Source organism: Haloplanus rubicundus (genome assembly GCF_003342675.1).
GTDB lineage: Archaea > Halobacteriota > Halobacteria > Halobacteriales > Haloferacaceae > Haloplanus > Haloplanus rubicundus.
The window spans coordinates 50,079-70,831 of sequence record NZ_CP031148.1; the positions used below are offsets into that span (position 1 = coordinate 50,079).

General features: G+C 69.1%; 24 protein-coding genes. 16 read left to right on the forward strand and 8 right to left on the reverse strand.

Annotated elements, in window-relative coordinates:
* Positions 1–60: 60 nt before the first annotated feature.
* The 4 genes from DU484_RS01125 (at position 61) to DU484_RS01140 (ending at position 3,398) form a co-directional block, all read left to right on the forward strand.
* Complete coding sequence (locus tag DU484_RS01125; RefSeq protein ID WP_114604871.1) at positions 61–699, forward strand: hypothetical protein; 639 nt, start codon at positions 61–63, stop codon at positions 697–699.
* On the forward strand, positions 696–2,003 hold the full coding sequence (locus tag DU484_RS01130) for a hypothetical protein (RefSeq protein ID WP_114604872.1): 1,308 nt from the start codon (positions 696–698) through the stop codon (positions 2,001–2,003). Before DU484_RS01125 ends, DU484_RS01130 begins: the two co-directional genes overlap by 4 nt.
* A 189-nt stretch (positions 2,004–2,192) precedes the next feature.
* Positions 2,193–3,038: an ATP phosphoribosyltransferase gene (hisG, locus tag DU484_RS01135; RefSeq protein WP_114584393.1), complete on the forward strand. Its 846-nt coding sequence runs from the start codon at positions 2,193–2,195 to the stop codon at positions 3,036–3,038.
* A gap of 117 nt (positions 3,039–3,155) precedes the next feature.
* Entirely contained in the window at positions 3,156–3,398 is a 243-nt protein-coding gene (locus DU484_RS01140; protein ID WP_114604873.1) for a YgaP family membrane protein, read from the forward strand.
* 5 nt (positions 3,399–3,403) lie between these two features.
* Here the strand turns inward: DU484_RS01140 and DU484_RS01145 are convergent, their stop codons facing one another.
* The gene (locus tag DU484_RS01145) at positions 3,404–4,438 is read right to left on the reverse strand and encodes a CPBP family intramembrane glutamic endopeptidase (protein ID WP_114584395.1); all 1,035 of its coding nucleotides are present in this window, start codon (positions 4,436–4,438) and stop codon (positions 3,404–3,406) included.
* Positions 4,439–4,556: 118 nt separating this feature from the next.
* Between DU484_RS01145 and DU484_RS01150 the strand changes: the two genes are divergently transcribed.
* Complete coding sequence (locus DU484_RS01150; RefSeq protein WP_114604874.1) at positions 4,557–4,787, forward strand: hypothetical protein; 231 nt, start codon at positions 4,557–4,559, stop codon at positions 4,785–4,787.
* Here the strand turns inward: DU484_RS01150 and DU484_RS01155 are convergent.
* Together DU484_RS01155 and DU484_RS01160 are read right to left on the reverse strand one after the other, a co-directional pair.
* On the reverse strand, positions 4,784–5,164 hold the full coding sequence (locus DU484_RS01155; RefSeq protein WP_114584397.1) for a DUF7473 family protein: 381 nt from the start codon (positions 5,162–5,164) through the stop codon (positions 4,784–4,786). The two genes, DU484_RS01150 and DU484_RS01155, sit on opposite strands and share 4 nt — an antisense overlap.
* Positions 5,165–5,179: 15 nt before the next feature.
* Positions 5,180–5,740, reverse strand: coding sequence for a TATA-box-binding protein (locus DU484_RS01160; RefSeq protein ID WP_114584398.1), 561 nt, complete (start codon positions 5,738–5,740; stop codon positions 5,180–5,182).
* A 64-nt stretch (positions 5,741–5,804) separates the two neighbouring features.
* Here DU484_RS01160 and DU484_RS01165 point away from each other — a divergent pair, with 64 nt between their 5' ends.
* Positions 5,805–6,800: a TIGR01177 family methyltransferase gene (locus DU484_RS01165; protein ID WP_114604875.1), complete on the forward strand. Its 996-nt coding sequence runs from the start codon at positions 5,805–5,807 to the stop codon at positions 6,798–6,800.
* Between the two features lies 1 nt (position 6,801).
* Here the strand turns inward: DU484_RS01165 and DU484_RS01170 are convergent, their stop codons facing one another.
* The 5 genes from DU484_RS01170 to DU484_RS01190 all read right to left on the reverse strand — a co-directional run bounded on the left by DU484_RS01170 (position 6,802) and on the right by DU484_RS01190 (position 12,693).
* Positions 6,802–9,537: a TRAP transporter permease gene (locus DU484_RS01170; RefSeq protein ID WP_114604876.1), complete on the reverse strand. Its 2,736-nt coding sequence runs from the start codon at positions 9,535–9,537 to the stop codon at positions 6,802–6,804.
* Positions 9,534–10,025, reverse strand: coding sequence for a DUF1850 domain-containing protein (locus DU484_RS01175; protein ID WP_114604877.1), 492 nt, complete (start codon positions 10,023–10,025; stop codon positions 9,534–9,536). The genes DU484_RS01170 and DU484_RS01175 overlap by 4 nt, the downstream gene beginning before the upstream one ends.
* A 30-nt stretch (positions 10,026–10,055) precedes the next feature.
* Entirely contained in the window at positions 10,056–11,018 is a 963-nt protein-coding gene (locus tag DU484_RS01180) for a TAXI family TRAP transporter solute-binding subunit (protein ID WP_114604878.1), read from the reverse strand.
* A gap of 71 nt (positions 11,019–11,089) precedes the next feature.
* On the reverse strand, positions 11,090–11,689 hold the full coding sequence (locus DU484_RS01185; RefSeq protein ID WP_262342816.1) for a protein sorting system archaetidylserine decarboxylase: 600 nt from the start codon (positions 11,687–11,689) through the stop codon (positions 11,090–11,092).
* Entirely contained in the window at positions 11,686–12,693 is a 1,008-nt protein-coding gene (locus DU484_RS01190; RefSeq protein WP_114584400.1) for an AAA family ATPase, read from the reverse strand. The genes DU484_RS01185 and DU484_RS01190 overlap by 4 nt, the downstream gene beginning before the upstream one ends.
* Positions 12,694–12,801: 108 nt before the next feature.
* On the opposite strand from DU484_RS01190, the gene rnz reads away from it, so the two are divergent.
* The 10 genes from rnz (at position 12,802) to DU484_RS20220 (ending at position 20,752) form a co-directional block, all read left to right on the forward strand.
* A complete protein-coding gene (rnz, locus tag DU484_RS01195; RefSeq protein WP_187347798.1) occupies positions 12,802–13,719 on the forward strand; it encodes a ribonuclease Z in 918 nt (305 codons plus the stop codon).
* A gap of 189 nt (positions 13,720–13,908) precedes the next feature.
* The gene (locus DU484_RS01200; protein WP_114584402.1) at positions 13,909–14,463 is read left to right on the forward strand and encodes a universal stress protein; all 555 of its coding nucleotides are present in this window, start codon (positions 13,909–13,911) and stop codon (positions 14,461–14,463) included.
* 16 nt (positions 14,464–14,479) lie between these two features.
* Positions 14,480–14,854: a hypothetical protein gene (locus DU484_RS01205; RefSeq protein ID WP_114584403.1), complete on the forward strand. Its 375-nt coding sequence runs from the start codon at positions 14,480–14,482 to the stop codon at positions 14,852–14,854.
* A 45-nt stretch (positions 14,855–14,899) separates the two neighbouring features.
* Positions 14,900–16,867: a DUF460 domain-containing protein gene (locus DU484_RS01210; protein WP_114584404.1), complete on the forward strand. Its 1,968-nt coding sequence runs from the start codon at positions 14,900–14,902 to the stop codon at positions 16,865–16,867.
* Between the two features lie 62 nt (positions 16,868–16,929).
* A complete protein-coding gene (locus tag DU484_RS01215) occupies positions 16,930–17,523 on the forward strand; it encodes a DUF2391 family protein (protein WP_114584405.1) in 594 nt (197 codons plus the stop codon).
* 38 nt (positions 17,524–17,561) lie between these two features.
* Positions 17,562–18,563, forward strand: a complete 1,002-nt coding sequence (locus tag DU484_RS01220; protein ID WP_114604879.1) for a tyrosine--tRNA ligase — start codon at positions 17,562–17,564, stop codon at positions 18,561–18,563.
* 68 nt (positions 18,564–18,631) lie between these two features.
* Positions 18,632–18,922 (forward strand): translation initiation factor eIF-1A, encoded by a 291-nt coding sequence (gene eif1A / locus DU484_RS01225; RefSeq protein ID WP_114584407.1) that lies wholly within the window; start codon positions 18,632–18,634, stop codon positions 18,920–18,922.
* A 51-nt stretch (positions 18,923–18,973) separates the two neighbouring features.
* Positions 18,974–19,558: a DUF7474 family protein gene (locus DU484_RS01230; RefSeq protein ID WP_114584408.1), complete on the forward strand. Its 585-nt coding sequence runs from the start codon at positions 18,974–18,976 to the stop codon at positions 19,556–19,558.
* Between the two features lie 73 nt (positions 19,559–19,631).
* Entirely contained in the window at positions 19,632–19,790 is a 159-nt protein-coding gene (locus DU484_RS19840; protein WP_187347736.1) for a hypothetical protein, read from the forward strand.
* Positions 19,790–20,752, forward strand: coding sequence for a halocyanin domain-containing protein (locus tag DU484_RS20220; RefSeq protein WP_262342817.1), 963 nt, complete (start codon positions 19,790–19,792; stop codon positions 20,750–20,752). The genes DU484_RS19840 and DU484_RS20220 overlap by 1 nt, the downstream gene beginning before the upstream one ends.
* Position 20,753 lies beyond the last annotated feature (1 nt).

A 20,753-nucleotide genomic window follows, 5' to 3' on the forward strand; every position in this document is an offset into this window, starting at 1 on the left:
GGGTTAAGCCCCCGGGGTTCGGTGAAAAGACGTTTAGCCGTCGCGACGGGATTGCCACCGATGCCCTCCATCACGCGCAGACGCGCCCTCTCCGGAGCAGTCGCGCTCCTGACCGGCTTCGCCGGCTGTTCCGGCGAGTCGTCGTCGAGTTCGAGTTATCCGCCCGACCCGACCGGCAACATCGAGTTGAACCCCGAATCGTACACCCTGCGGAACTCCGAGCGTGCGCCGACCGTCTGGACCGGCGAGCGGCCGACGCCGCACGAGGACGAAGAGCGCGTCCACCGCCGCCACCACCTGTTCGTCACGAGCGCCGACGAGGCCGCTGCCGTCGCCTTCGCCGACGTGGACGGCGCCGCCGACGCCCGCGAGTTCCTCGAGACCACCGACTACGACGCCGCGACGGTGTACGTCGAGCAGCAACAGGTCGGAGCGTGTTTCGCGTCGGATCTCTGCTCGGTCCAGTGGTCCGACTCCGACATCCAGACGAACTACGCCCGGCGGTACCGCGACGCCGACGTTCGCTGTGAGACCGACGACGAGGACGTCCTCGCGGTGCTGATCCGCATTCCCGAGGCGTTCGACCCGAGCGACGTCAGTAGCTACGGGTCGAGTCGTGGGTCGGGCACCTGCGAACGGGAGAACGAGCGGATTCGCCGGCGCCGCAACGCGAGCGACGACGCGGGAGGCGCCCGATGACCGGGCGTCTCACGCGGCGCGGCGCGCTCGTCGCCCTCGGAGCCCTCGCCGGCTGTAGCGGCGCGAACCCGCTCTCCTCGGAGCCGGACCCGGTCGAACTCGACGCCGCCGCGCTCCGCGGCGTCGTCGACGACTCGGCGCCGTCGCTTCCCGAACGACTCCCCGTCGGGATCACCGAGGCTCACGTCGTGGCCAGCGAGGATCGGGGGCGGATGCTCCTCGACGCCGTGCCCGCGCGCCTCGGTCCAGACGAGATTCCGAACGGCGCGATCCGCGAGGAGGTGCGCCACGCCCGCGAACGCGCCGCGACGGAGCTTTCGGCAGCGGCGACGGCACCGACGCCGTTCGCCCGGCTGGAGGCGTTCGCTGGCGCCCGGGCCGAAGCGCGCTTCGCCGCCGGTTCGTGGCGCGCCATCGACGAGGGACTGACCCGCGAGGACCTCCGGGAGGAGGCCGAGGCGGTTCGTTCGGACCGCCGGGCGCTCCGCGACCGGTGGCGCTACGTCGGCGACGACCCCGTCGAGGCGACGCTCGTCCACGCCGCCATCGAGCACCGGATCGCGTCCGGGCGAAGCGACATCGCGGTCGGCGAACCGCACCGCTACCGCCCCGGCAACCCGCTCGGCGTCGGCGAAATCGCCGAAGAGGTCGAGCGCGCACGCGTCGCCGTCGACGACGCCGCCCACCTCTACGACCGGCTGACGGCGACGCTCGACGAGCCGGTCGACCTGCGCGACCGACTGGTCGACGCCCGACGGCGGCTCCGCGAGGCGTTCGAGACCGAACGCGAGGCCCTGTCGTCGGTCGATCCGCAGGAACCCTGGCGGATCGAGGGGATCGACGTCGAGGACACGCCGGCCGCGGAGGCACTCGAAGAGCTCTTCCGCCCCGTCAATCCGGAACGCGACGACGGCTGGGACGAGACGACGCCGGCCGAGGCGCTGACGTGGGCACACGCCTCCTTCGTCACGCTGGCGGCGTTCACCGCCCTCCGCGAGCGGGTGCGCGAGGGCGAGACGTTCGCCGTCGAGTCGACGGCGGACGTCGACGCCGCGCGATCGGCCGCCATCGAGGCGTTGCGCGCCGCCGAGGCGTCGCCAGCGGAGCCGGCGCTGACGCGGCACTCGACGGCCGAACTCGCCGCGCAGGTGGCGTGGGTCGACGAGGAACTGCGGAACGTCGACGAGAGCGTTCGGGCGTCGTGGCTCCGCAACGACGTGGGGACGTATCTGACCGTGATGGCGCGAGCGCGGGCGACGCCGGCGGCGAGCGAACGGGTGGCGGAAGCGCTGCGGTCGGGGTAGGTAGGGCCTCGGTCGCGTCGCTCTCACCCCACCACGCTCCGCGGCTCGTCCCTCGCCGCTCCGCCACGAGGCCTCGCACCCCTCTCACGGGTCACTCACGTTCCCCGTTCGAATCGAGGTCCCGTTCCCGACGGTCACGGAACCTCGCACCCGAAAGGCAATTGCCCCGGGACCGAGAGATATCCGACAATGCGCATCGCCGTCCCCAATAAGGGCCGCCTGCACGACCCGTCGATAGACCTGCTGGAACGCGCCGGCCTGCACCTCGAAGGCGGCGCGGACCGGAAACTCTACGCGGACACCGTCGACCCCGACGTGACCGCCCTGTTCGCCCGCGCCGCCGACATCCCCGAGTACGTCGCGGACGGTGCCGCCGCGGTCGGCATCACGGGCCTCGATCAGGTTCGGGAGTCGGGTCACGACCTGGTGGACCTGCTGGATCTGGAGTTCGGCCGGTGTCGCCTCGTCGTCGCCGCGCCGGAAGACGGCGACATCGAGACGGTCGCGGACCTCGAAGGTGGCACCGTCGCCACCGAGTTCCCCCGCATCACCCGCGACTTCTTCGCGGATCGCGGCGTCGACGCCGAGGTGGTGGAGGTGACGGGTGCGACGGAGCTCACCCCCCACGTCGACATGGCCGACGCCATCGTCGACATCACGTCGACGGGGACGACCCTCCGGGTCAACCGACTGGCCGAAATCGAGGAGGTGCTCGCGAGTTCGGTCCGCCTCTTCGCCCACCCCGGCGCCGTCGACGACGAGAAGGTCCAACAACTCGTCACCGCTTTCGAGTCCGTCCTCGCCGCCGAGGACAGACGCTACCTCATGTTGAACGTCTCGGAGGACCGCCTCGACGACGTGCGCGACGTGTTGCCGGGAATGGGCGGGCCGACGGTGATGGACGTGGCCGGCAGCGACGACGTGGCGGTCCACGCCGTCGTCGAGGAGCGGGCCGTCTTCGGCGTCATCAACGACCTCAAGGCGATGGGGGCGAGCGACATCCTCGTCACCGAAATCGAGCGGCTGGTGGAGTAACGCGCCCGTTCCTCGCCGACCGGCGCGCCCTCGTCCCCGAGGCGACTTTCCCGAAAAGTGAAATCTACCTCACATTTTTATCCCCGCGGCCCACCAAGAGCGAGTGGTGAACGTCTCATGAACAAGAACGTCGGCGGTTACGACAGGGTCTGGCGGTTCGTCGTTGGAGCGGTGTTACTCGTCGCCGGAGTCGTCGGCTACGTCGGGATGGTACGCGTCGCCGTGGGTCCCGTCCCACAGGCACTCGTGGCGCTGCTACTCGTCCTGCTTGGGGTGATCCTGATCGTGACCGGCTACACGCAGACGTGCCTGCTCAACCGCCTGCTGGGGCTGAACACCTACGACCCGCGCGGTCGGTGACCGGCCTACTCGCGGTCACCGGGCGCCGGTTCCCACCGGTCCGTGTCGACGGGCGTCTCTGCATCGCCGGAATCACCCCGTAGCTCCGGCGTCGTCACTGCGGGATCGATCCGTAGCTCGCCCGTCCGCCACCGGACCCAGACGGCGATGGCGACGGTACCGACGATCATCGCACCGAGGCCGAGGAGACCGGCCTCGGGACCGAACGCGCCGCCGGTGACGACATCCGGCCCCGTCTCCTCGACGGCGACGACGCTCGCGCCGACGCCGAGGCCGGAGACGGGAAAGCCGTAGACGCCGCCCTGAAACAGGTTCCAGGTCGTATGCAGGCCGATGGGGACCGCGAGGTCACCGGTCAGGACGTAGCCGACGGCGAGCATGACGCCCGCGAGGACGATGGCGAGCGTCGAGAGGAGCGTCGCGTTCGGGTTGTTGGCGTGGGCGAGGCCGAAGACGAGCGAGGAGAGCGCCGTCGCACCCACCACGGCGCCCCGGTCGCCGAGCCACCCGACGAGGCCCTCCGCGGCGTTCGTCAGCAGGTAGCCACGCAGGAGGAGTTCCTCGTAGACGCCGACGGCGACGAAGATGGCGACGAGGCCGGCGAACCGAACCGCGAAGCCGGCCCGAGGTTGGAGGGTGCCGGTGACCCGCAGCCACCCGAACGCGAGGCCGACGAGGAAGACGAGCGTCAACAGGCCGGCGCCGAGCGCGAGGCCGAACCCGCAGTCGAGCCACCAGCCGCGGTCGATCCGGAGGCCGAAATCGCGGACGCGCCGCCGGTCGACGTACCGGCCAGCGATCAGGACCGCGAGCGTGACGGTGCCGCCGGTGAGGGCGACGCCGACGACGGCGACGAGGGTCGTCGCGACGGCCTCCCCGAACGCCGTCGAGAGCCACGACCGGAGGGCGCCGAAGCCGACGGCCGCACCGACGCTCGTTCCGATGGCGAGCAACGCCGCGACGACGATCAGGAGGACGACCCGGAGGAGCGCACGAGGACGGCGCTCGGCGTCGTTCCACAGGACGCCTCGGAGGCTCATGGGCGGCACGTCGGGAGCGGCGTCCAAGAGAGTTGCCGTCGACTCGCCGTTAGTTCAACGAAGTAATATAATGAACGTATGCGCAAGATTAGTGTCATCTGGTAACGAAGACCGTGGTATGGGAACTCGTACGTACGGCGCTGACGGGCTAGTACCGGCCGGCGCACCGCTCGACGCCGTGGACACGCTCCTCACGGGCGGCGGGGCAGTCGGGCTCTTGCTGTACGTCGTGGCGTTGCTGCTCGGACACACCGAGGCAGCGACGGTCGGTGTGGGCGTCGGCGTCGCCTGCGTGCTCGGCACGCTCACGATTCGGAGCGCCCGGGAGGCCGCTCGGGCGCTCGGTTAGCCCGGCGCCGAGCGGACGAGAACGTAGAGGCTGAAGAGGATGGCACCGAGGATGATGCTGACGACGGCGTGGATGAGTGTGACGCCCGCGGTGAGTCGCCGGTCGAGGTCGTAGACGTACCGGATCACCAGCGCGTCGACGACGAGGGCGACGGCGACGGCGGGGAGGGAGGGGAGTTCGAGCGCCGCGGCGACGACGGCGATGGCGGCGGGGAGCGGGCCGACGAGGAAGGCGTTGCGAACCGGCACGTCGCCGAGGACGTTCCGAGCGGCGAGGTGGGCGGTGAGGGAGAGAAACAGGGCGAACAGTGCGACGGTGCCGGCGACGGCCAGCGGCGGGGCCCGGCCGACACCGGTCTGCAGGGAGACGGGGTCCATCGGGGCGACGACGAACTATCCCAAGAGGCCGAGCTCTTCGAGTCGGGAGACGATCACGTCGACGGCTTCCTCGGCGTCTTCGGGCTGTTTCCCGCCCGTGATGACGAGTTTGCCGGAGCCGAAGAGGAGCGCGACCACGTCGGGGTCGTCGAGGCGGTAGACGAGACCCGGGAACTGCTCGGGTTCGTACTCGATGTTTTCGAGGCCGAGACCGATGGCGATGGCGTTCAGGTTGAGGTTCTTGCCCAGGTCGGCGCTCGTGACGATGTTCTGGACGACGATCTCCGGCTCCTCGTCGACGCTGATCTTGAGGTCGCGGAGTTTGTCGAAGACGATGTGCAGGCTCTCGTGTACGTCGGCCGTCGACTTCGCGCCGGTGCAGACGATCTTGCCCGAGCGGAAGATCAGGGCCGCCGACTTGGGGTTCTGCGTCCGGTAGACGAGCCCCGGAAACTGTTCGGGGTCGTAGTCCGCACCTTCGAGGTCCATCGCCACGCTCTGGAGGTCGAGTTCCTGTCCGATTCCGGTAGAAGCCACCACGTTTTCGATGTTGATCGTCTCCTTGGGATCGGTCATGAGACGACTTAAATGTCGTATTTAAGGTTTAAAAAGGTTGGTGGCGAGGGCGAACGGTAGCCTCATGCCGCCGGCGGTCGGACCCGAACGCGTGTACGGTCTCGAACTCGCGGGTGAGGACGACGCCTTCGCGGCCCGGGAGGCGGCGTGTGCGGCGACGGCCGTCGAGCCCGTCGCGCCCGGCCTCGCGACGGCCCGCGGCGTCGACGCCGACCGCCTCCGGACGCTCGCCTACACCCACCGCGCCAGCCGACTGCTCGGGCGGTGTGAAGCGGCCGTCGAGGCCGCGCGGGCGCTCGTCGCGGCGGCCACGATGGATCGCTCGGGCACCGTCGCCGTCCGCGCCCGCGACGTGCGGGGGACGGCGGGCGTCGACACCCGTCGCACCGAACGCGAACTCGGGGCGGCACTCGTCGACCGCGGCTTCGCCGTCGATCTCGACGACCCGGACCACGAACTCCGGGCGTGCTTCGCCGGGGATACCTGCCTCGTGGGCTGGCTGGTCGCCGAGAGCGTCCGCGACTACGGCGACCGCAAGCCGACCGACCGGCCGTTCTTCCAGCCCGGGAGCATGGCGCCGCTCGACGCCCGTGCGTTCGTCAACCTCGCCGGCGCCGAACCGGGGGCGACGATCCTCGATCCGATGTGCGGGACGGGCGGCACCCTGATCGAGGCGGGGCTCGTCGGTGCCCGTCCCGTCGGAATCGACGCCCAGTGGAAGATGGTGCGGGGCGCCCGCGAGAACTGCCGGGCGTATCTCGACGGCGCGTTCCACGCCCTCCGCGGCGACGCGACGGCCCTCCCCCTCGTCGACGACGCGGTCGACGGCGTGGTCTTCGACGCGCCCTACGGTCGGCAGTCGAAGATCGCCCGCCACACGCTCGCGGACCTCGTGTCGGGGGCGCTCGCGGAGGCGGGGCGCGTGGCCCCGCGAGCGGTCGTCGTCGCCGACCGGTCGTGGACCGAGGCGGCCGAGGCGGCGGGATGGACGGTCGTGGACACCTTCGAACGCCGGGTGCACCGCTCGCTCACGCGGCACGTCCACCTGCTGGAGCGGTAAGTCAGGCGGTTTCGGGGTCCGCGTCGGTCTCGGAGCCGAAGAAACCCGAGGCCCCCTGTCCCCGGTTGCCGAGGAGGAGGGCGACGAAGAGCGCGAGGCCGACCCCCCGGAGCGCGAGGTCGATGCCGAGTGCCACCTCGCCGCCACCGCCGGCGCCGATACCGACGAGGCCGAGTACGTCGAGGACGCCGCGAACGCCCAGCCCCGGCGCCATCAGGAGGAGCGAACTGAGCGCGAAGGCGGCGCGTTCGAGCCGAGACACCGGCGTGTAGACGTAGCCGATGACCGTCGCCGCCAACGCGACGACGCCGAGGAAGATGCCGATGACGGGGATCAACACTTCGGGGACGATGTAGCCCAGGTCGAACAGGTCGGCGGTCCCGAGGACGCGGTACTTTTCGCCCACCTCCAGCTCCGCGGCGTTCGGCTCACGGCGCAGGAGGACGATACCCGGCGCGAGGACGAACGCGAAGGGGACGATGGCCTTGTTCAAGGAGAGCGAGAAGGCCTCGATGCCGGTCTGGAAAGCGTCGGATTTCGCCACGCCCGAGGCGGCGTAGGCCGCCACGGCCACCGGCGGCGTGATGTCCGCGATGACGCCGAAATAGAGGATAAAGAGGTGGGCGGCGAGTTCGGGCACGCCGAAGGCAGTGAGCGCCGGCGCGAGCAGAGAGACGAGGATGATGTACGTCACCGTCGTCGGCATCCCCATCCCGAGCAGGATGGAGGAGACGGCGGTCACGAGGAGCAGGAGGACGAGCGACCCGCCGGCGACGGCCTCGATGAGCGCCACCAGGTTCGGCCCGAGGCCGGTGACGCTGATGACGCCCGGGATGATGCCCGCGGCGGCGACGGCGATGACGACCGGCACGGCCGTCCGCGCGCCGCCCTCCATGGACTTCCCGAGGAAGACGACCAGCCGGTGGAGGCCGTTGTCCGCGAGTCGCGGTCGGCCGAGGACGTCGGCGTTGGTCCGGGCGGCCCGGTCCACCGCGTCGTCGAACTCCAAGAGTGGTGCCTCGACGAACGGATGGGTGAGGAGCGTGAGCACGCCCGCGACGATGCTGATGGCGCCGAGTTGACCGATCGTCGCCGCGAACGCGGCCGCCAGCGACTGGCCGCCGGTGCCGGTGCCGAGGAGCGCTCCCAGGATGCCGGTGCCGGCGACGTACTGGGCGCCGAGCGTCGCGGCGAACAGGCCGGTGAAGAGCGCGCCGAGTCGGCCCCGCGTCTCGTCGCTGTAGGCCGCGACGAGCGCGATCAGGGCGCCGATGGCGACGAGCGTGAACCACGCCGACCGCGCGACCGACAGCCGCTCGACGATGAGGTAGTAGAGCAGGAGGCCGATGGGAACGAGGTAGAACCACCCCGACTTGAGATGCGACCGGATGTCGACGAGGTCGGCGGGGTCGAGGCCGCCGATGCCGAGTTTCGAGGCCTCGAAGTGGACCATCACCCAGACGCCGAAGAAGAAGACGATGGCGGGGATGGCGGCGGCGACGATGACGTCCGCGAAGGGCGTCGCGGTGTACTGGACGATCAGGAAGGCGGCGGCGCCCATGACCGGTGGCAGGATCTGTCCCCCGGAGGAGGCGGACGCCTCGACGCCGCCCGCGAACTCGGGACGGTAGCCCGACTTCTTCATGAGCGGGATGGTGAAGGCACCCGTCGTCACCGTGTTGGCGATGGAGGAGCCGGAGATGGTCCCCATGAAGCCGGAGGCGAGGATGGAGGCCTTGGCCGGGCCGCCGCGGCGGGTGCCCGTCGCCGCGTACGCGAGGTCGATGAACCACTGCCCGGCGCCGGACATCTCGAGGAAGGCGCCGAAGAGGATGAAGATGTAGATGAACTGGACGGAGACGGTGACGGGGATGCCGAAGACGCCGTTCTCCGTGTTGTACCAGAGGTTCTGGATGATCGAGGGCCACGAGAGTTCGGGGATAGAGAGCACGCCCACGTAGGCGGCGTTCTGCGGGATGAGGACGCCGAAGCGGGCGTAGACGACGAAGGCGGCGACGATGAGCATGAGATAGAGGCTGATCGCCCGGCGGGTCGCCTCCAACACGAGGAGGACGCCGAGGACGCCGAGCACCATCGCGTAGGAGGTGTCGGCGACGGGGCCGAACAGGCCGGCGACCGGTTCGAGGAAGGTGAACACGCCCTGAATGGGGCGGCCGGCCTCCAGTCCGAGCGCGCGCATGCGCTGGATTTCGTCGAAGTCGGTGATGAAGTAGGCCGCGGAGAGCACCGCGACGGGGATCAACGTCAGGTCGAAGGGCGTCACGCGATCCATATCGGGGTCGACGAAGACCCACCGGAGCGCGCCGCCGACGACGTGGACGACCCGCGAGAGCGGGTGGTCGGGGCCGAGGCGGGCGTCGAGCGCCGCGCCGAGCGCGACACAGCGCGACGATATCGGCCCGTTGCCGGTGCTCGACGGGTAGAGCAGGAAGGTGAGCACGAGACCGAACGCGACGTGGATGGCGTTGATCTGGAGCAACTGGAGCGCGACGAAGTCCACCTCGCCGAGTCCGGGAACGGTGAGCGAGAGGACGAAGCCCTTCGCGGCGAGCCACATCTGGAAGAAGGAGAAGGCGATGCCGATGGCCGCGACGGCGACGACCGCCCAGCCAGTCAGCGAGCGTTTGCGCTCGATCTCCTGGATGAGCGCCTCGGTCTCCTCCGGGTCCGGTTCGTCTATCGTCTCGTCGGGTGAGGTGTCGTCTTCGTCGGTCATCTATCGACTCCGTGAAGTGGCAACGCGAACGCGGACCGGCGGTGGATCGAGAGCGTCACCGACCGGCCGTTCGAGAGCGCGACCAGATCGTGCGTCTCGTCGCCGACGTGAAGTCGGTGGCCGGCGATCCGTCCGGGAGCGACGGTCAATCGCTCGTAACTCCCCGGTGGATCGTAGATAAAGGTCCCGTTCTTCCGGGTGACGTTCGCGCGGCTCGGCAGCCCCCAGCCGTACGATTCGAACTCCATGTGGGTCATCTCCAGTCGGTCGCCACGGATGGTGTAGGCCTCGTAGACGCGGGTCTTCTCGACGCTGTGGGTGTATTCGAGAGCGACGACAGTGCCGTTGTCGACGGGTGTTTCGAGGTACGTCTCGCCCGTCTCCGCGTCGCTGACGACGAGCACCCGTCGGTCGGGGACAGCCGCGGCGCTCCCGAGGGCCGCGACGAGGACGACGAACGCGACGGCGGCGACGTATCGGCGCTTCATGGCGGTCGAAAACGGTTCGCAGGACCGGCGTTACGCGTCGAAGTACGCGGCTGCGCCGGGGTGGAGTTCGATGGACATGCCGTCCTGGGCCGAGTCCCGACTGATGAAGTCGGTCTTGATCGTGAGTTCGTCGACGTTGTCGAAGATGGCCGCCGTGACCGTCTCGACGGTCGACTCGGCCACGCCGGAGCGGGTGGCGATCATCGCCTGCACGGCCACCGTCTCGACGGCGCTGTCGACGCCGGTGTACGTGCCAGCCGGGATGGTGTCGTCCGCGAACCAGGAGGCGGCGTCCTTGACCGCCTGTCGGTTCTCGCCCTCGATGGGGACGATGTTGACGTCGTTGGTCGTCGCGAGGTCCTCGATGGCGCCGACGGGCCAGCCGCCGACGACGAACGCGGCATCGATGTCGCCGTTCCGAAGCTGGTCGGCGGCCTGCGAGAACGAGGCGTTCTGCTCGTTGAACTCCGTGATGCCGACGGCCTCCAGAATCTGGAGGGCGTTGACCTGCGTGCCCGAGCCGAGGTCACCGGTGTTGATCGTCGCGCCCGAGAGGTCGGAAATCGTCTCGATGCCCGTGTTCTGGAGCGTGACGATGGTGATCGTTTCGGGGTAGAGCGTCGCGACGCCCATCAGGGAGTCGACGGCGTTGTCCTGGAACGCCTCGATGCCCGTCCCGTTTTTCGCGAAGGACGCGATGTCGTTCTGGATCAGGGCGAAGTCGGCGTCGCCGCTGGAGAGATTCCCCACGTTCTCGACGCTGGCGCCCGTCGACTGGACGTTCAGCGTGAAGTCCGTGTTCGCCTCGACGACCGACTTGAACTCGTTGGAGAGCGGGAAGTACGTCCCGCCGGTGCCGCCGGCGTGCCACGAGAGGCGGGTGTCGCCGCTCCCGCCGTCGCCACCGTCGCCACCGCTACATCCGGCGAGCGCGGCGACGCCAGTTACTCCGGCTGCACGAAGGAATCGTCGTCGAGTGGAATCGTCTGACATACTGCTGATACTAGAGTCGTCTGCGCATTTAACGTTGTCCACATATCTCCCGTATGAGGTGCTCACACACGTCACAACGCCACGACCGTCTCGCCGGCGCGGACGCTGTCGCCCTCCTCGACGAGGAGGTCGGCGCGGTCGTACGCGGCCGGCAAGAGTACGTCGGCGCGACTCCCGAAGGCGATGTGGCCGATCCGGTCGCCGCGGGTCACCGCGTCGCCGCCGGAGAGATAGGGGTAGATGCGCCGCGCGAACCAGCCGGCGATCATCGACACGTCGTGGGTGTCGAGGGCCACGTCCACCCGCTCGTTGCGCTCGGACTCCTTGGTGAAGGCCGGGCGATGCGCGCCCGGGCGGTGGGTGACCGTCTCGACCGACCCGTCCATCGGTGCCCGGAGGACGTGGACGTCGGTGACGTTCATGAACACGCCGACCCGGATCCGCCCCTCCTCCTCGCGGACGACGGAGACGTGGCCGTCGGCGGGGGCGACGACGCCGTTGGGGGGCGGGCTGCGCTCGGGGTCGCGGAAGAACCAGATCACGAACCCGCCGAGCGCCAGCGCGAGGGCGCCGAGCGGGGGCGCCACGACGGCGAGCGGGAGCGCGGCCAGAAGGGGCGGGAGCGCGAACCGGCGGGCGCCGGGGGCGAGCGAGAAGGAGGGGCGGATCACGCGTCCGCCCCCTGTGCCCACGTCGCCAGCAGGTGCGTGAGATGGAGGCGGTCGTCCGTCCCGGTCACCAGGTCGTGGTCCACCTCGCCCGCGAGGCGGTGGAGTCGGGCGAGCGTCTCGCCGTCGTAGCGCTTGCGTGCCGCGTCCAGCAGGTCGGCCAGGAGCGACTGGCCGTCGTACCCCTCGTCGTCCAGCAGGGTACCGACGGTCTTGCGGGCGTCGGCCACTTCGCCCGCTTCGGCCGAATCGAGGATCGACGCGAACTCGTCGCCGTAGCCCACGTCGCTCAGCGTCTCGTGGACCGTCGTCATCGTCACTTCGCCGGTTTCGACGGCGGTCGTCTGGGCGCCGAGGATGGCCTTCCGGAGGTCGCCGTCGGCGTAGCCGGCGACGAACTCCAGGCCGTCGTCGTCGTAGTCGACGCCCTCGGCGTCGAGGATGGGCGCGAGGACGCCCTCGATTTCGTCGGCCGTCGGCGCCCGGACGGGCACCGGGAAACACCGCGACCGGACGGGGGCGATGAGCGTCGACGGCTGGCGGGTGACGATCACGAACTGCGTGGTGCGGTGGTGACGCTCCATCACCCGGCGGAGCGCCTGCTGGAAGTCCTCGCGGATCGCCTCGGCGTTGTCGAGGACGATGGTCTTGTAGTCGCCGGAGACCGGGGCGTAGCTCGCGGACTCCTTCAGCACGCGGTTGATCATGTCGCGTTTCGCCATACGCGAGCGCCCAGTGAGGAACTGCTCGAACCGGGGGTCCTGCCGAATCTCCTTTTTCGTCCGGTCGAAGAAGTCGGCGACGTTGAGTTCGACGAGGTCGTTCTCGTCCTCGTGGGCCCGCTCCGCGAGGGCCCGGACGGCAGCGGTCTTGCCCGACCCGGGCGGCCCCTGCACGACGAGGTTCATCGGTTCGTCGACCGCCCGGTCGAGACGGTCCCGGACCGACGCCTGCGGCAGGTCGTCGAGGCCGGGAGCGTGCGTCTCCGTCCACAGCGGCGCGTCCATTGGCGGCTCTAGTCGGGCGTCGGGTACAAAGCTTGCTCTCTCGCTCGCGTGCTCGACCCGTCGACCGACACGCGTTTATCGCCCCCGCTCGCACACCGAGGTATGTCGATGCGCGTGACGTTTCTCGGCACCAGCGGGGCCGTCCCGACGACCCAGCGGGCGCCGAGTGCCGTCCTCGTCAACCGCGAGGGCGAACGCCTCCTGTTCGACTGCGGCGAGGGCACCCAGCGCCAGATGATGCGCTTCGGGACCGGCTTCGATATCTCCCACATCTTCGTCACACATCTCCACGGCGACCACATCCTCGGCATCCCCGGCCTGATCCAGTCGCTCGATTTCAACGACCGGTCGGACGCGCTGGCGATTCACGTCCCGCCGCGGTCGCGCGAGAACGTTCGACAGCTCGTCCACGCCGGCGGCCACCAGCCCGGCTTCCCCGTCCGCATCCACGAGGTGTCCCCTGGCTCCGTCGCGTACGCCGACGACGACTTCGAGGTGCGGACCGTCGAGACGGATCACCGCACGCGGTCGATGGGCTTCGCCCTCGTCGAGGACGACCGACCCGGCCGCTTCGACCGGGCGCACGCCGAGGAACTCGGCGTCCCCGTCGGCCCGAAGTTCGGCCGCCTCCACGAGGGCGAGGCGGTCGAACTCGACGACGGCCGGGTGATCGAGCCGGAGCAAGTGGTGGGCGACCCCCGGCCCGGCCGGCGGCTGGTCTACACCGGCGACACCCGCCCCGTCGACGCGGTGGTCGACGCCGCCGCGGACGCGGACCTCCTGATCCACGACGCGACGTTCGCGGACGACGAACGTGACCGGGCGCGACACACGGGACACTCGACCGCCCGCGAGGCGGGGGAAGTGGCCGCCCGCGCCGGCGTTTCCCGCCTCGCGCTCACCCACCTCTCCTCGCGGTACGCCGGCGGCTGGGAACGCCTCGAACGCGAGGCGCGAGCGGTCTTCGACGGCGACTGTTTCGTCGCGAGCGACGGCCAGACGGTGGACGTGCCGTATCCCGAGTGATCGGCCGAATTCTCAAATCTCAAATACGATCGAGACGTAGCCGACGAGACGAGTCGGCTGCGGGTACGACGCTCTAGGCCGTGATCTACAGTCTGGCGGCGGCCGTGTCCTCTCTCGAACGACTGGCAGAACTGCCAATTTTTAATGTATATTCGTTAATTAGTTAATTGGGGCGGTTCGACGGAGGGTATGACCTTCCTCGTCCCGTTCGATGGATCGCCGCTCGCCGAGGCAGCACTCGTCCGCGCCACCGAATTCGCGAACGTGCTCGACGAGAACGTGTTGGCCGTGAGTGTCGTCCCCAAGGGGAACGCCAAGTACGCCCGCGAACGTGACTGGCTCGACCCGGACGAACCGTTCGAGATGCGGTCGGTGGTGGCGACGCTGCACACGCAGGTCACCGACCTGTGTCCGAGCGCCAACTTCCGGCACGTGACCGTCGGGAAGCACGCGTCTCCCGGCACCATCGCGACGCGCGTCCGGCAACGCGCCGAGTACGACGACGTGTCCATGGTGTTCGTCGGAAGCGACAACGCCGGCCACCTCGTCACGAAGGTGAGTAGTGTCGGCGGAACGATTGCGGCGGCGGAGGACTACGACGTGGTCATCGTCCGTGACCGCGCGCCGGCCCGAATTGCTCGACTCAGGAACGCGTCGCCTCACCGCGATCCCAAATCGGATTTCTACTACCCCGATACGCCGAACGAACACGTCGATTCGTCCGAGACCGACGCCGAATCGTGAGCTACCGTCCCGCCCAGTGCAATATCGGTCGGCGTGGGCGCCGCCGCCGTCTCGCGTACGCCGCCGCCGTCTCGCGTACGCCGTCGCCTCGGCGGTCGTCGCGGTCGGCATCGTCGGCTCGTACCTCGTCGGCGCCGTCCCGCGACTGGTACTGATCGGCGTCTTCGGCCCCCTCGCGCTCGCCTTCGAGTTCGGAGTGCAAGCCTACGAATCGTTCTGTGTCAGCCTCGCCCTCCTCGGCCGCTACGACTTCCGCGCCGAGGGCAGCGGGCGGGGTCGCGTGACCGACCCGACGAACCGCCGGGGCGATCAGCGGTACGCCCTGCGGATCAGCGTCGTCTGTGTCGGCCTCGCGGCCGGCGTGACCGCGATACTCGTTTTGCTCCTCTAACCCCCTCGCCGTGGAGTATTTATTTCGTGGCCGCCAACGGCCGGTGTGAACGCCCGGACGAGTGCGCTCGACGCGCTGGTGTTCGGCGTCGACGTACAGAGCGGCGACGTGCGCGGGGACGCCCCCTCCTACGCGGTGGTCGCCTACGACGGCGAGAACCTCGACCGGGACGTGGTGTCCTTTCGCAAGCTCCGACGCCTCGTGGAGCGCGAGGAGCCGGCGCTGCTCGCCACGGACAACGTCTACGAACTTGCCACGGACCGCGACGACCTCGTTCGCTTCCTGCGGTGGCTCCCCGATAGCACCCGACTCGTACAGGTGACCGGCGCCGAGCGGCCGGAACCCCTCTCGCGGGTCGCCTCCCGCCACGGCGTCCCCTACGGGAAGAAGCCGATGAAAGAGGCGGAGGCCGCGGCCCGCCTCGCCGCCGCGAACGTCGGCCACGAGGTGACGGCCTTCACCGACACGACGACGGTGAAGGTGTCGCGCGGCCGCTCGACGGGGAAGGGCGGCTGGAGTCAGGACCGCTACACTCGACGCATCCACGGCAACGTCAAGGCCCGCGCCCGCGAGGTCGAATCCGCACTCGACGAGGCGAATCTGGAGTACGAGCGCGAGGTGACGGAGAAGTACGGCGGCTACGCCAACGCCACCTTCACCGTCGAGGCGTCGCCCGACGACCTCCCCGTCTCCCGCGAGCGCGCCGGCGACACCCGCATCGAAATCGAGCGCGAGCGCCGCGACGGCATCGAGTTCGAACCGCTGGTGAAACGCCGGGACCGCGTCCTCGTCGGCATCGACCCCGGGACGACGACGGCGGCGGCCGTCGTCTCCCTCGACGGCGAGGTGCTCGACGTGTTCTCCACCCGCACCGCGGACACGGCGGGGGTCATCGAGTGGCTGGTCGACCGCGGACGGCCCGTCGTCGTCGCCGCGGACGTCGAACCGATGCCCGAGACGGTCGAGAAGTTCCGCCGGAGCTTCGACGCCGCGGCTTGGGAGCCGGAGACGGATCTGCCAGTCGACGAGAAACTCCACCGCACCCGCGAGCACACCTACGACAACGACCACGAACGCGACGCGATGGCGGCCGCACTCTTCGCCTTCGACGCCTTCGAGGACCAGTTCGAGCGCATCACGCGGAAGGTGCCGGCGGGGTTCGACCGCGGCGAGGTGATCGACCGCGTCGTCTCCGGCGACGCCTCCGTCGAGGCCGTCCTCCGTGACCTGCGCGACGACGACGAAGGCGAGACGGAGGAGTCGACCCACGAACCCCGCGAGCTCTCGCCCGAGGAGCGCCGGATCAAACGGCTCGAACGGCAGGTCGACCGGCTGGAATCACAGGTCGACGAACTCGAAGGGAAGGTAGACGAACGGGACGAACGCATCGCGGAGTACGAGGAGGAACTGTCCGAGGCCCGCCGCGAGGAGCGCCGCGAGGCCCGCGAGCGCCGCGAAGTGAATCGGCTCCAGCGGGAGACCGAGCGGCTGGAGCGCGAGCGCGATCAGGAACGTGAGCGCGCGGAGGAGTTGGAGTCGAAGCTGGAGCGGCTGAAGACGCTCTGGAAGCTCGATCACTCGGACTTCGCGGACGTCTCGAAGGGGCGTGATCTCGTGCCGGTGAAGGTGATCGAACAGTTCACGCGGGACGCCATCGACGCTGCCGACGAGGCCTACGGGCTGGCGGCGGGCGACGTGCTCTACCTCCGAGACGCGAGCGGCGCGGGCCGGTCGACGGCGCAGCGACTCGTCGAGACCGACCCGCGGGTCGTCCTCCGGGACGGCAACCTCTCGGACATCGCCGACGAGACCCTGTTCGAGGCCGGCGTGCCCGTCGCGCCCGCCGGCGACGTGACGATCCAGGAGGTGGACGAACTCGCCGTCGCCCGCGAGAGCGAGGTGGCGGCCGCCATCGAGGACTGGGAGCGCCGCGCCGAGGAGCGCTCCCGCGAGCAGAAATCGGAGATGGTGGATCAGATCATCAGCGAGCACCGGGCCGAGAGCGGCGACTGAGCGGGACCGCGAGCCCAGCGGCGACGTGTGGCTTTACCTTCGCCGACGGCGAGAGTCGAGACATGAGTGCGGGGGCTCCCGACGACGACGCGGTCGAGACGGACGGCGACGGGTCGGCCGACATGGGCGACCTCTTCGACGAACTCGAAGAACTGGAAGCGCTCGTCGTGAGTGACGCCGCCCGCGAGCAGGTTCGGGAGACGATGCGGGTCGCGATGGAAGCCAGCGCCGCCGCCAGCCCGTTCGGGCGCGTCATCCGTGGCTTCGACCGGGGGGACCTCGCGGAGGCGTTGCTCGGGGCGCTCCTGTTCGGGATTCCGATGGCCGTCGAGGGCGGGACACAGGAGGTGGCCGTCTTCCTCGCCGGTCACCCCGGCGCGCTCGGCGTCACGTTCTGTTTCGCCGTCGGCATGGTCGTCGGCATCATCTACGTCGCGGACATTCAGGACGTGCGGGTTCACAAGCCGATCTTCGGGGTGATCCCGCGTCGGCTGGTCGGCGTAATCGGCGTCTCCTTTCTGACCGCCGTCTGTCTGCTGACGGTGTGGGGGCGGGTCGATTGGGAGACGCCGTGGCTCGCGCTCGCCAACGCCGTCGTCGCGTTCGTCCCCATGAGCATCGGCGCGGCGCTCGGCGACCTCCTGCCCGGATCGTAAGCAGAAGTCATATTTCGACGCTCCCGTTTTCAGTGTGCATGGACGTCTACGAGCGGATCACCCGGAACGCGACCGAGGTGGTCACCGAGGAGGAGGGGCGAGCGCTGGCCGACGACCCGGACGGGAAGCGCGCGTACGTCGGCTACGAGCCGTCGGGCGTGCTCCACATCGGTCACATGCTCACCGCGACGAAGCTGATGGACTTACAGGACGCCGGCTTCGAGGTGACGGTCCTGCTCGCGGACGTCCACGCCTACCTCAACGACAAGGGGACCTTCGAGGAGATTCGCGAGACGGCCGAGCGCATGAAGGCGCAGTTCCTCGCGTACGGTCTCGACGGGGACAAGACCGAGTTCGTCTACGGCTCCGAATTCCAGTTCGACCGCGAGTACGTCCTCGACCTGCACGCACTGGAACTGGAGACGAGCATCTCCCGTGCCCAGCGGGCGATGGCCGAGATCAAGAGCGGCGACACGGTCACCGTCTCGCAGGCGGTCTACCCGCTGATGCAGGCGCTCGACATCGTCTACCTCGACGTCGACCTCGCGGTCGGGGGCATGGAACAGCGGAAGGTCCACATGCTCGCCCGCGACACCCTCCCCAAGATCGGTGAGGAAGCGCCGACCTGTCTGCACACGCCGCTGATCGCCGACCTCCAGACGGGAATCGGGAAGATGTCCGCGAGCGAGGGGGTCTCAATCTCGATGGAGGACTCGACCGAAGATATCGAGGAGAAGGTAAACGGCGCGTACTGCCCGCCGACCCGTGATCCCGACCCCACCGACGACGGGGAGGAGCGCGAGAACCCCGTCCTCCAGATCTTCGAGTACCACGTCTTCCCGCGGTTCGAGACGGTGGTCGTCGACCGGCCCGACGAGTACGGCGGCGACCTAACCTACGACGACTACGAGTCGCTGGCGGCGGATCTGGAGTCGGGCGAGTTGCATCCCGCGGATGCGAAGGGCGCGCTCGCGACGTATCTCGACGACCTCATCGCGCCGGGACGGGCGAAGTTGGAGGCGGCCGAGACGGACTCGTAATCGGTCGACTGCGCCGCCATCGGCGACACGTCGGCGGTTTTAAACCTCACGCTGACGAATTTACGCCCATGAGCGAGGACGAAAACGGCGGGCGTAGGGACCTTCGAATGCCCGACGACGACGAGGTGTTCGCCGTCGTAACGAACATGCTCGGTGCGAACCGGGTGAAGGTACGCTGTGCGGACGGGAAAGAGCGCACCGCTCGCATCCCCGGCCGGATGCAGAAGCGCATCTGGATCCGCGAGGACGACGTGGTGCTCGTCGAACCGTGGGACTGGCAGGACGAGAAGGCCGACATCTCGTGGCGCTACGAGAAGTCGGAGGCCGATCAGTTGCGGCGCGAAGGCCACATCGAGTAGCGGATTCTCGCAACCGTACGACCTAAGTTCGCGCCGGTCAACCCGACACCAGTGCCGACGTTCGACTACCCCTGTCCCGACTGCCGGACGACCAACAGCCTCCACGACGCCGACTGCCGGTTCGAGGGGACGCCGTGGGCCGAGGTGGAGGCCGCCTACGTCGACGTCGTGTCGGTTCTCTCGGGCGGCGTCGTCGACGCGGCCGCGGTGCCCGAGGCCGTCGAGGAGTGGGGGCCGCTTCGGCAGGCGGCGCTGGAACGGCTTCGCCGCGACGGCCGCGTCGACGACGCCAACGACCGCCTCCGCCTCCTCCCCGCGGAGGAGTACCGCGAGGCGGTGTCCGTTCCCACTCGTGACCCGATCAAGACGGTGTACGAACGCGGGAGCGTCCCCGGCTGTCACGACAACGCCGTCTTCGCCATGATCGCGTGGTACGAGATGGTCGGGCTCTCGTGGCCGGAGACGAAAGAGAACGTCGTCGAGTGGCTCCGCGAGAGCGGTGCGTGGGACCGTGGCGGCTTCGAGGAGGCCACTCCGGAGGCCTTGGTCGAGAAGAAACGCCACGTCTACGAGGCGGGCTACGGCTGGAAGGAGAAGGCGACGGCGGCGAAGCGGGTCATCGAACGCGCGCGCTGATTTTACGGCCGCGGGAACGTCCCCGAACACGTTCGCGCGTAGACATACTCGCTCGCTACACGCACTGTCCCGTATGTCAGAGTCGGGTGAGTCGAGCGAGCGAGCAGCGGAACCGTGGCCCCAACAGCTGTTGGAGAGCCCGTGGCTCCTCGCGGGCGCCGCGTTGCTGTACTTCACGCTCTCGTACATCGTCTGGGGGCTGATCGACCTGATGAGCGTCAAGCCAGGATAATGAAATCACCAATAGAGTCACCGGAGGGCGACTGGTGGAACGAGAAGGTGAACCGGCGCGAGACCATCTGGCTCGGCCTGTCGGGCGCGTGGGCGGTGACGCTGTTCGGCTGGATGGCCGGGTGGATGCAGTTCGGCGAGCAGAATCAGGTGGGTGAGACGCTGAAACTCTCCACCGCCGACTACCGGGAGAAGGTCGGGGCGTACAAAGCGCAGGCGGGCGAACTCGACGGGTCACTCGTCCCCCCGGGCGACGACGTGTACGTCGGGGCGATGCGCTACGCCTTCGACGGCCTGCCCGCCGTGCTGGAGACGGGGCGGGAGTACGTCTTCCACCTCGGCTCCTACGACGTGCAACACGGCTTCTCGGTCCGGCAGGAGGACACGCTGAGCAAACAGCTCTCGCTCCAGATGCTCCCGGGCTACGAGTGGAAGGTGCCGATGGAGTTCGACGACCCCGGCACCTACCACGTCGTCTGCAACGAGTTCTGTGGCACCGGCCACCGGACCATGCACGCGACGTTCGAGGTTCGGGAGTCGGTGCCGGAGGTGAGCGGGGGCGGTGGATCGAGCGGCGAATCGGGCGACGGTGGCGCCGCCGACGCCGCCTACGACGGCTGGCTCACCGGGGACGCCCGCGGCGGCGCGACGAGCAACTGGGAGGGATCGGCGGTCGACGAAACCGGCGCCGACGAGGTGACGGTGACCGTCGGCCCCGACGGCGAGTACGTCTACGATCCCGCCGTCGTCCGCGTCTCGCCGGGGACGACGGTCACCTTCGAGTGGGCGTCGCCGACCCACAACGTCCTCGTCGAGTCGGCACCGACCGACTGGAGCGGTCACGAGCCCATCGAGAACGACGGGTTCAGTTTCCAGCACACCTTCGAGAGCGAGGGAGTCTACGAGTACTACTGCCAGCCGCATCTCGCGCTGGGCATGAAAGGCGTCGTGGAGGTGGTCTGAG

Excerpts from the sequence above, each read along its gene's own strand:
- DU484_RS01170 (WP_114604876.1), bottom strand. The coding sequence starts at position 9,537 with ATGACCGACGAAGACGACACCTCACCCGACGAGACGATAGACGAACCG.
- DU484_RS01215 (WP_114584405.1), top strand. The coding sequence starts at position 16,930 with ATGAGTGCGGGGGCTCCCGACGACGACGCGGTCGAGACGGACGGCGAC.
- DU484_RS01130 (WP_114604872.1), top strand. The coding sequence starts at position 696 with ATGACCGGGCGTCTCACGCGGCGCGGCGCGCTCGTCGCCCTCGGAGCC.
- DU484_RS01150 (WP_114604874.1), top strand. The coding sequence starts at position 4,557 with ATGGGAACTCGTACGTACGGCGCTGACGGGCTAGTACCGGCCGGCGCA.
- DU484_RS01155 (WP_114584397.1), bottom strand. The coding sequence starts at position 5,164 with ATGGACCCCGTCTCCCTGCAGACCGGTGTCGGCCGGGCCCCGCCGCTG.
- DU484_RS01175 (WP_114604877.1), bottom strand. The coding sequence starts at position 10,025 with ATGAAGCGCCGATACGTCGCCGCCGTCGCGTTCGTCGTCCTCGTCGCG.
- DU484_RS01145 (WP_114584395.1), bottom strand. The coding sequence starts at position 4,438 with ATGAGCCTCCGAGGCGTCCTGTGGAACGACGCCGAGCGCCGTCCTCGT.
- hisG (WP_114584393.1), top strand. The coding sequence starts at position 2,193 with ATGCGCATCGCCGTCCCCAATAAGGGCCGCCTGCACGACCCGTCGATA.
- eif1A (WP_114584407.1), top strand. The coding sequence starts at position 18,632 with ATGAGCGAGGACGAAAACGGCGGGCGTAGGGACCTTCGAATGCCCGAC.
- DU484_RS19840 (WP_187347736.1), top strand. The coding sequence starts at position 19,632 with ATGTCAGAGTCGGGTGAGTCGAGCGAGCGAGCAGCGGAACCGTGGCCC.
- DU484_RS01165 (WP_114604875.1), top strand. The coding sequence starts at position 5,805 with ATGCCGCCGGCGGTCGGACCCGAACGCGTGTACGGTCTCGAACTCGCG.
- DU484_RS01125 (WP_114604871.1), top strand. The coding sequence starts at position 61 with ATGCCCTCCATCACGCGCAGACGCGCCCTCTCCGGAGCAGTCGCGCTC.
- DU484_RS20220 (WP_262342817.1), top strand. The coding sequence starts at position 19,790 with ATGAAATCACCAATAGAGTCACCGGAGGGCGACTGGTGGAACGAGAAG.
- DU484_RS01200 (WP_114584402.1), top strand. The coding sequence starts at position 13,909 with ATGACCTTCCTCGTCCCGTTCGATGGATCGCCGCTCGCCGAGGCAGCA.
- rnz (WP_187347798.1), top strand. The coding sequence starts at position 12,802 with ATGCGCGTGACGTTTCTCGGCACCAGCGGGGCCGTCCCGACGACCCAG.
- DU484_RS01180 (WP_114604878.1), bottom strand. The coding sequence starts at position 11,018 with ATGTCAGACGATTCCACTCGACGACGATTCCTTCGTGCAGCCGGAGTA.
- DU484_RS01140 (WP_114604873.1), top strand. The coding sequence starts at position 3,156 with ATGAACAAGAACGTCGGCGGTTACGACAGGGTCTGGCGGTTCGTCGTT.
- DU484_RS01160 (WP_114584398.1), bottom strand. The coding sequence starts at position 5,740 with ATGACCGATCCCAAGGAGACGATCAACATCGAAAACGTGGTGGCTTCT.
- DU484_RS01190 (WP_114584400.1), bottom strand. The coding sequence starts at position 12,693 with ATGGACGCGCCGCTGTGGACGGAGACGCACGCTCCCGGCCTCGACGAC.
- DU484_RS01220 (WP_114604879.1), top strand. The coding sequence starts at position 17,562 with ATGGACGTCTACGAGCGGATCACCCGGAACGCGACCGAGGTGGTCACC.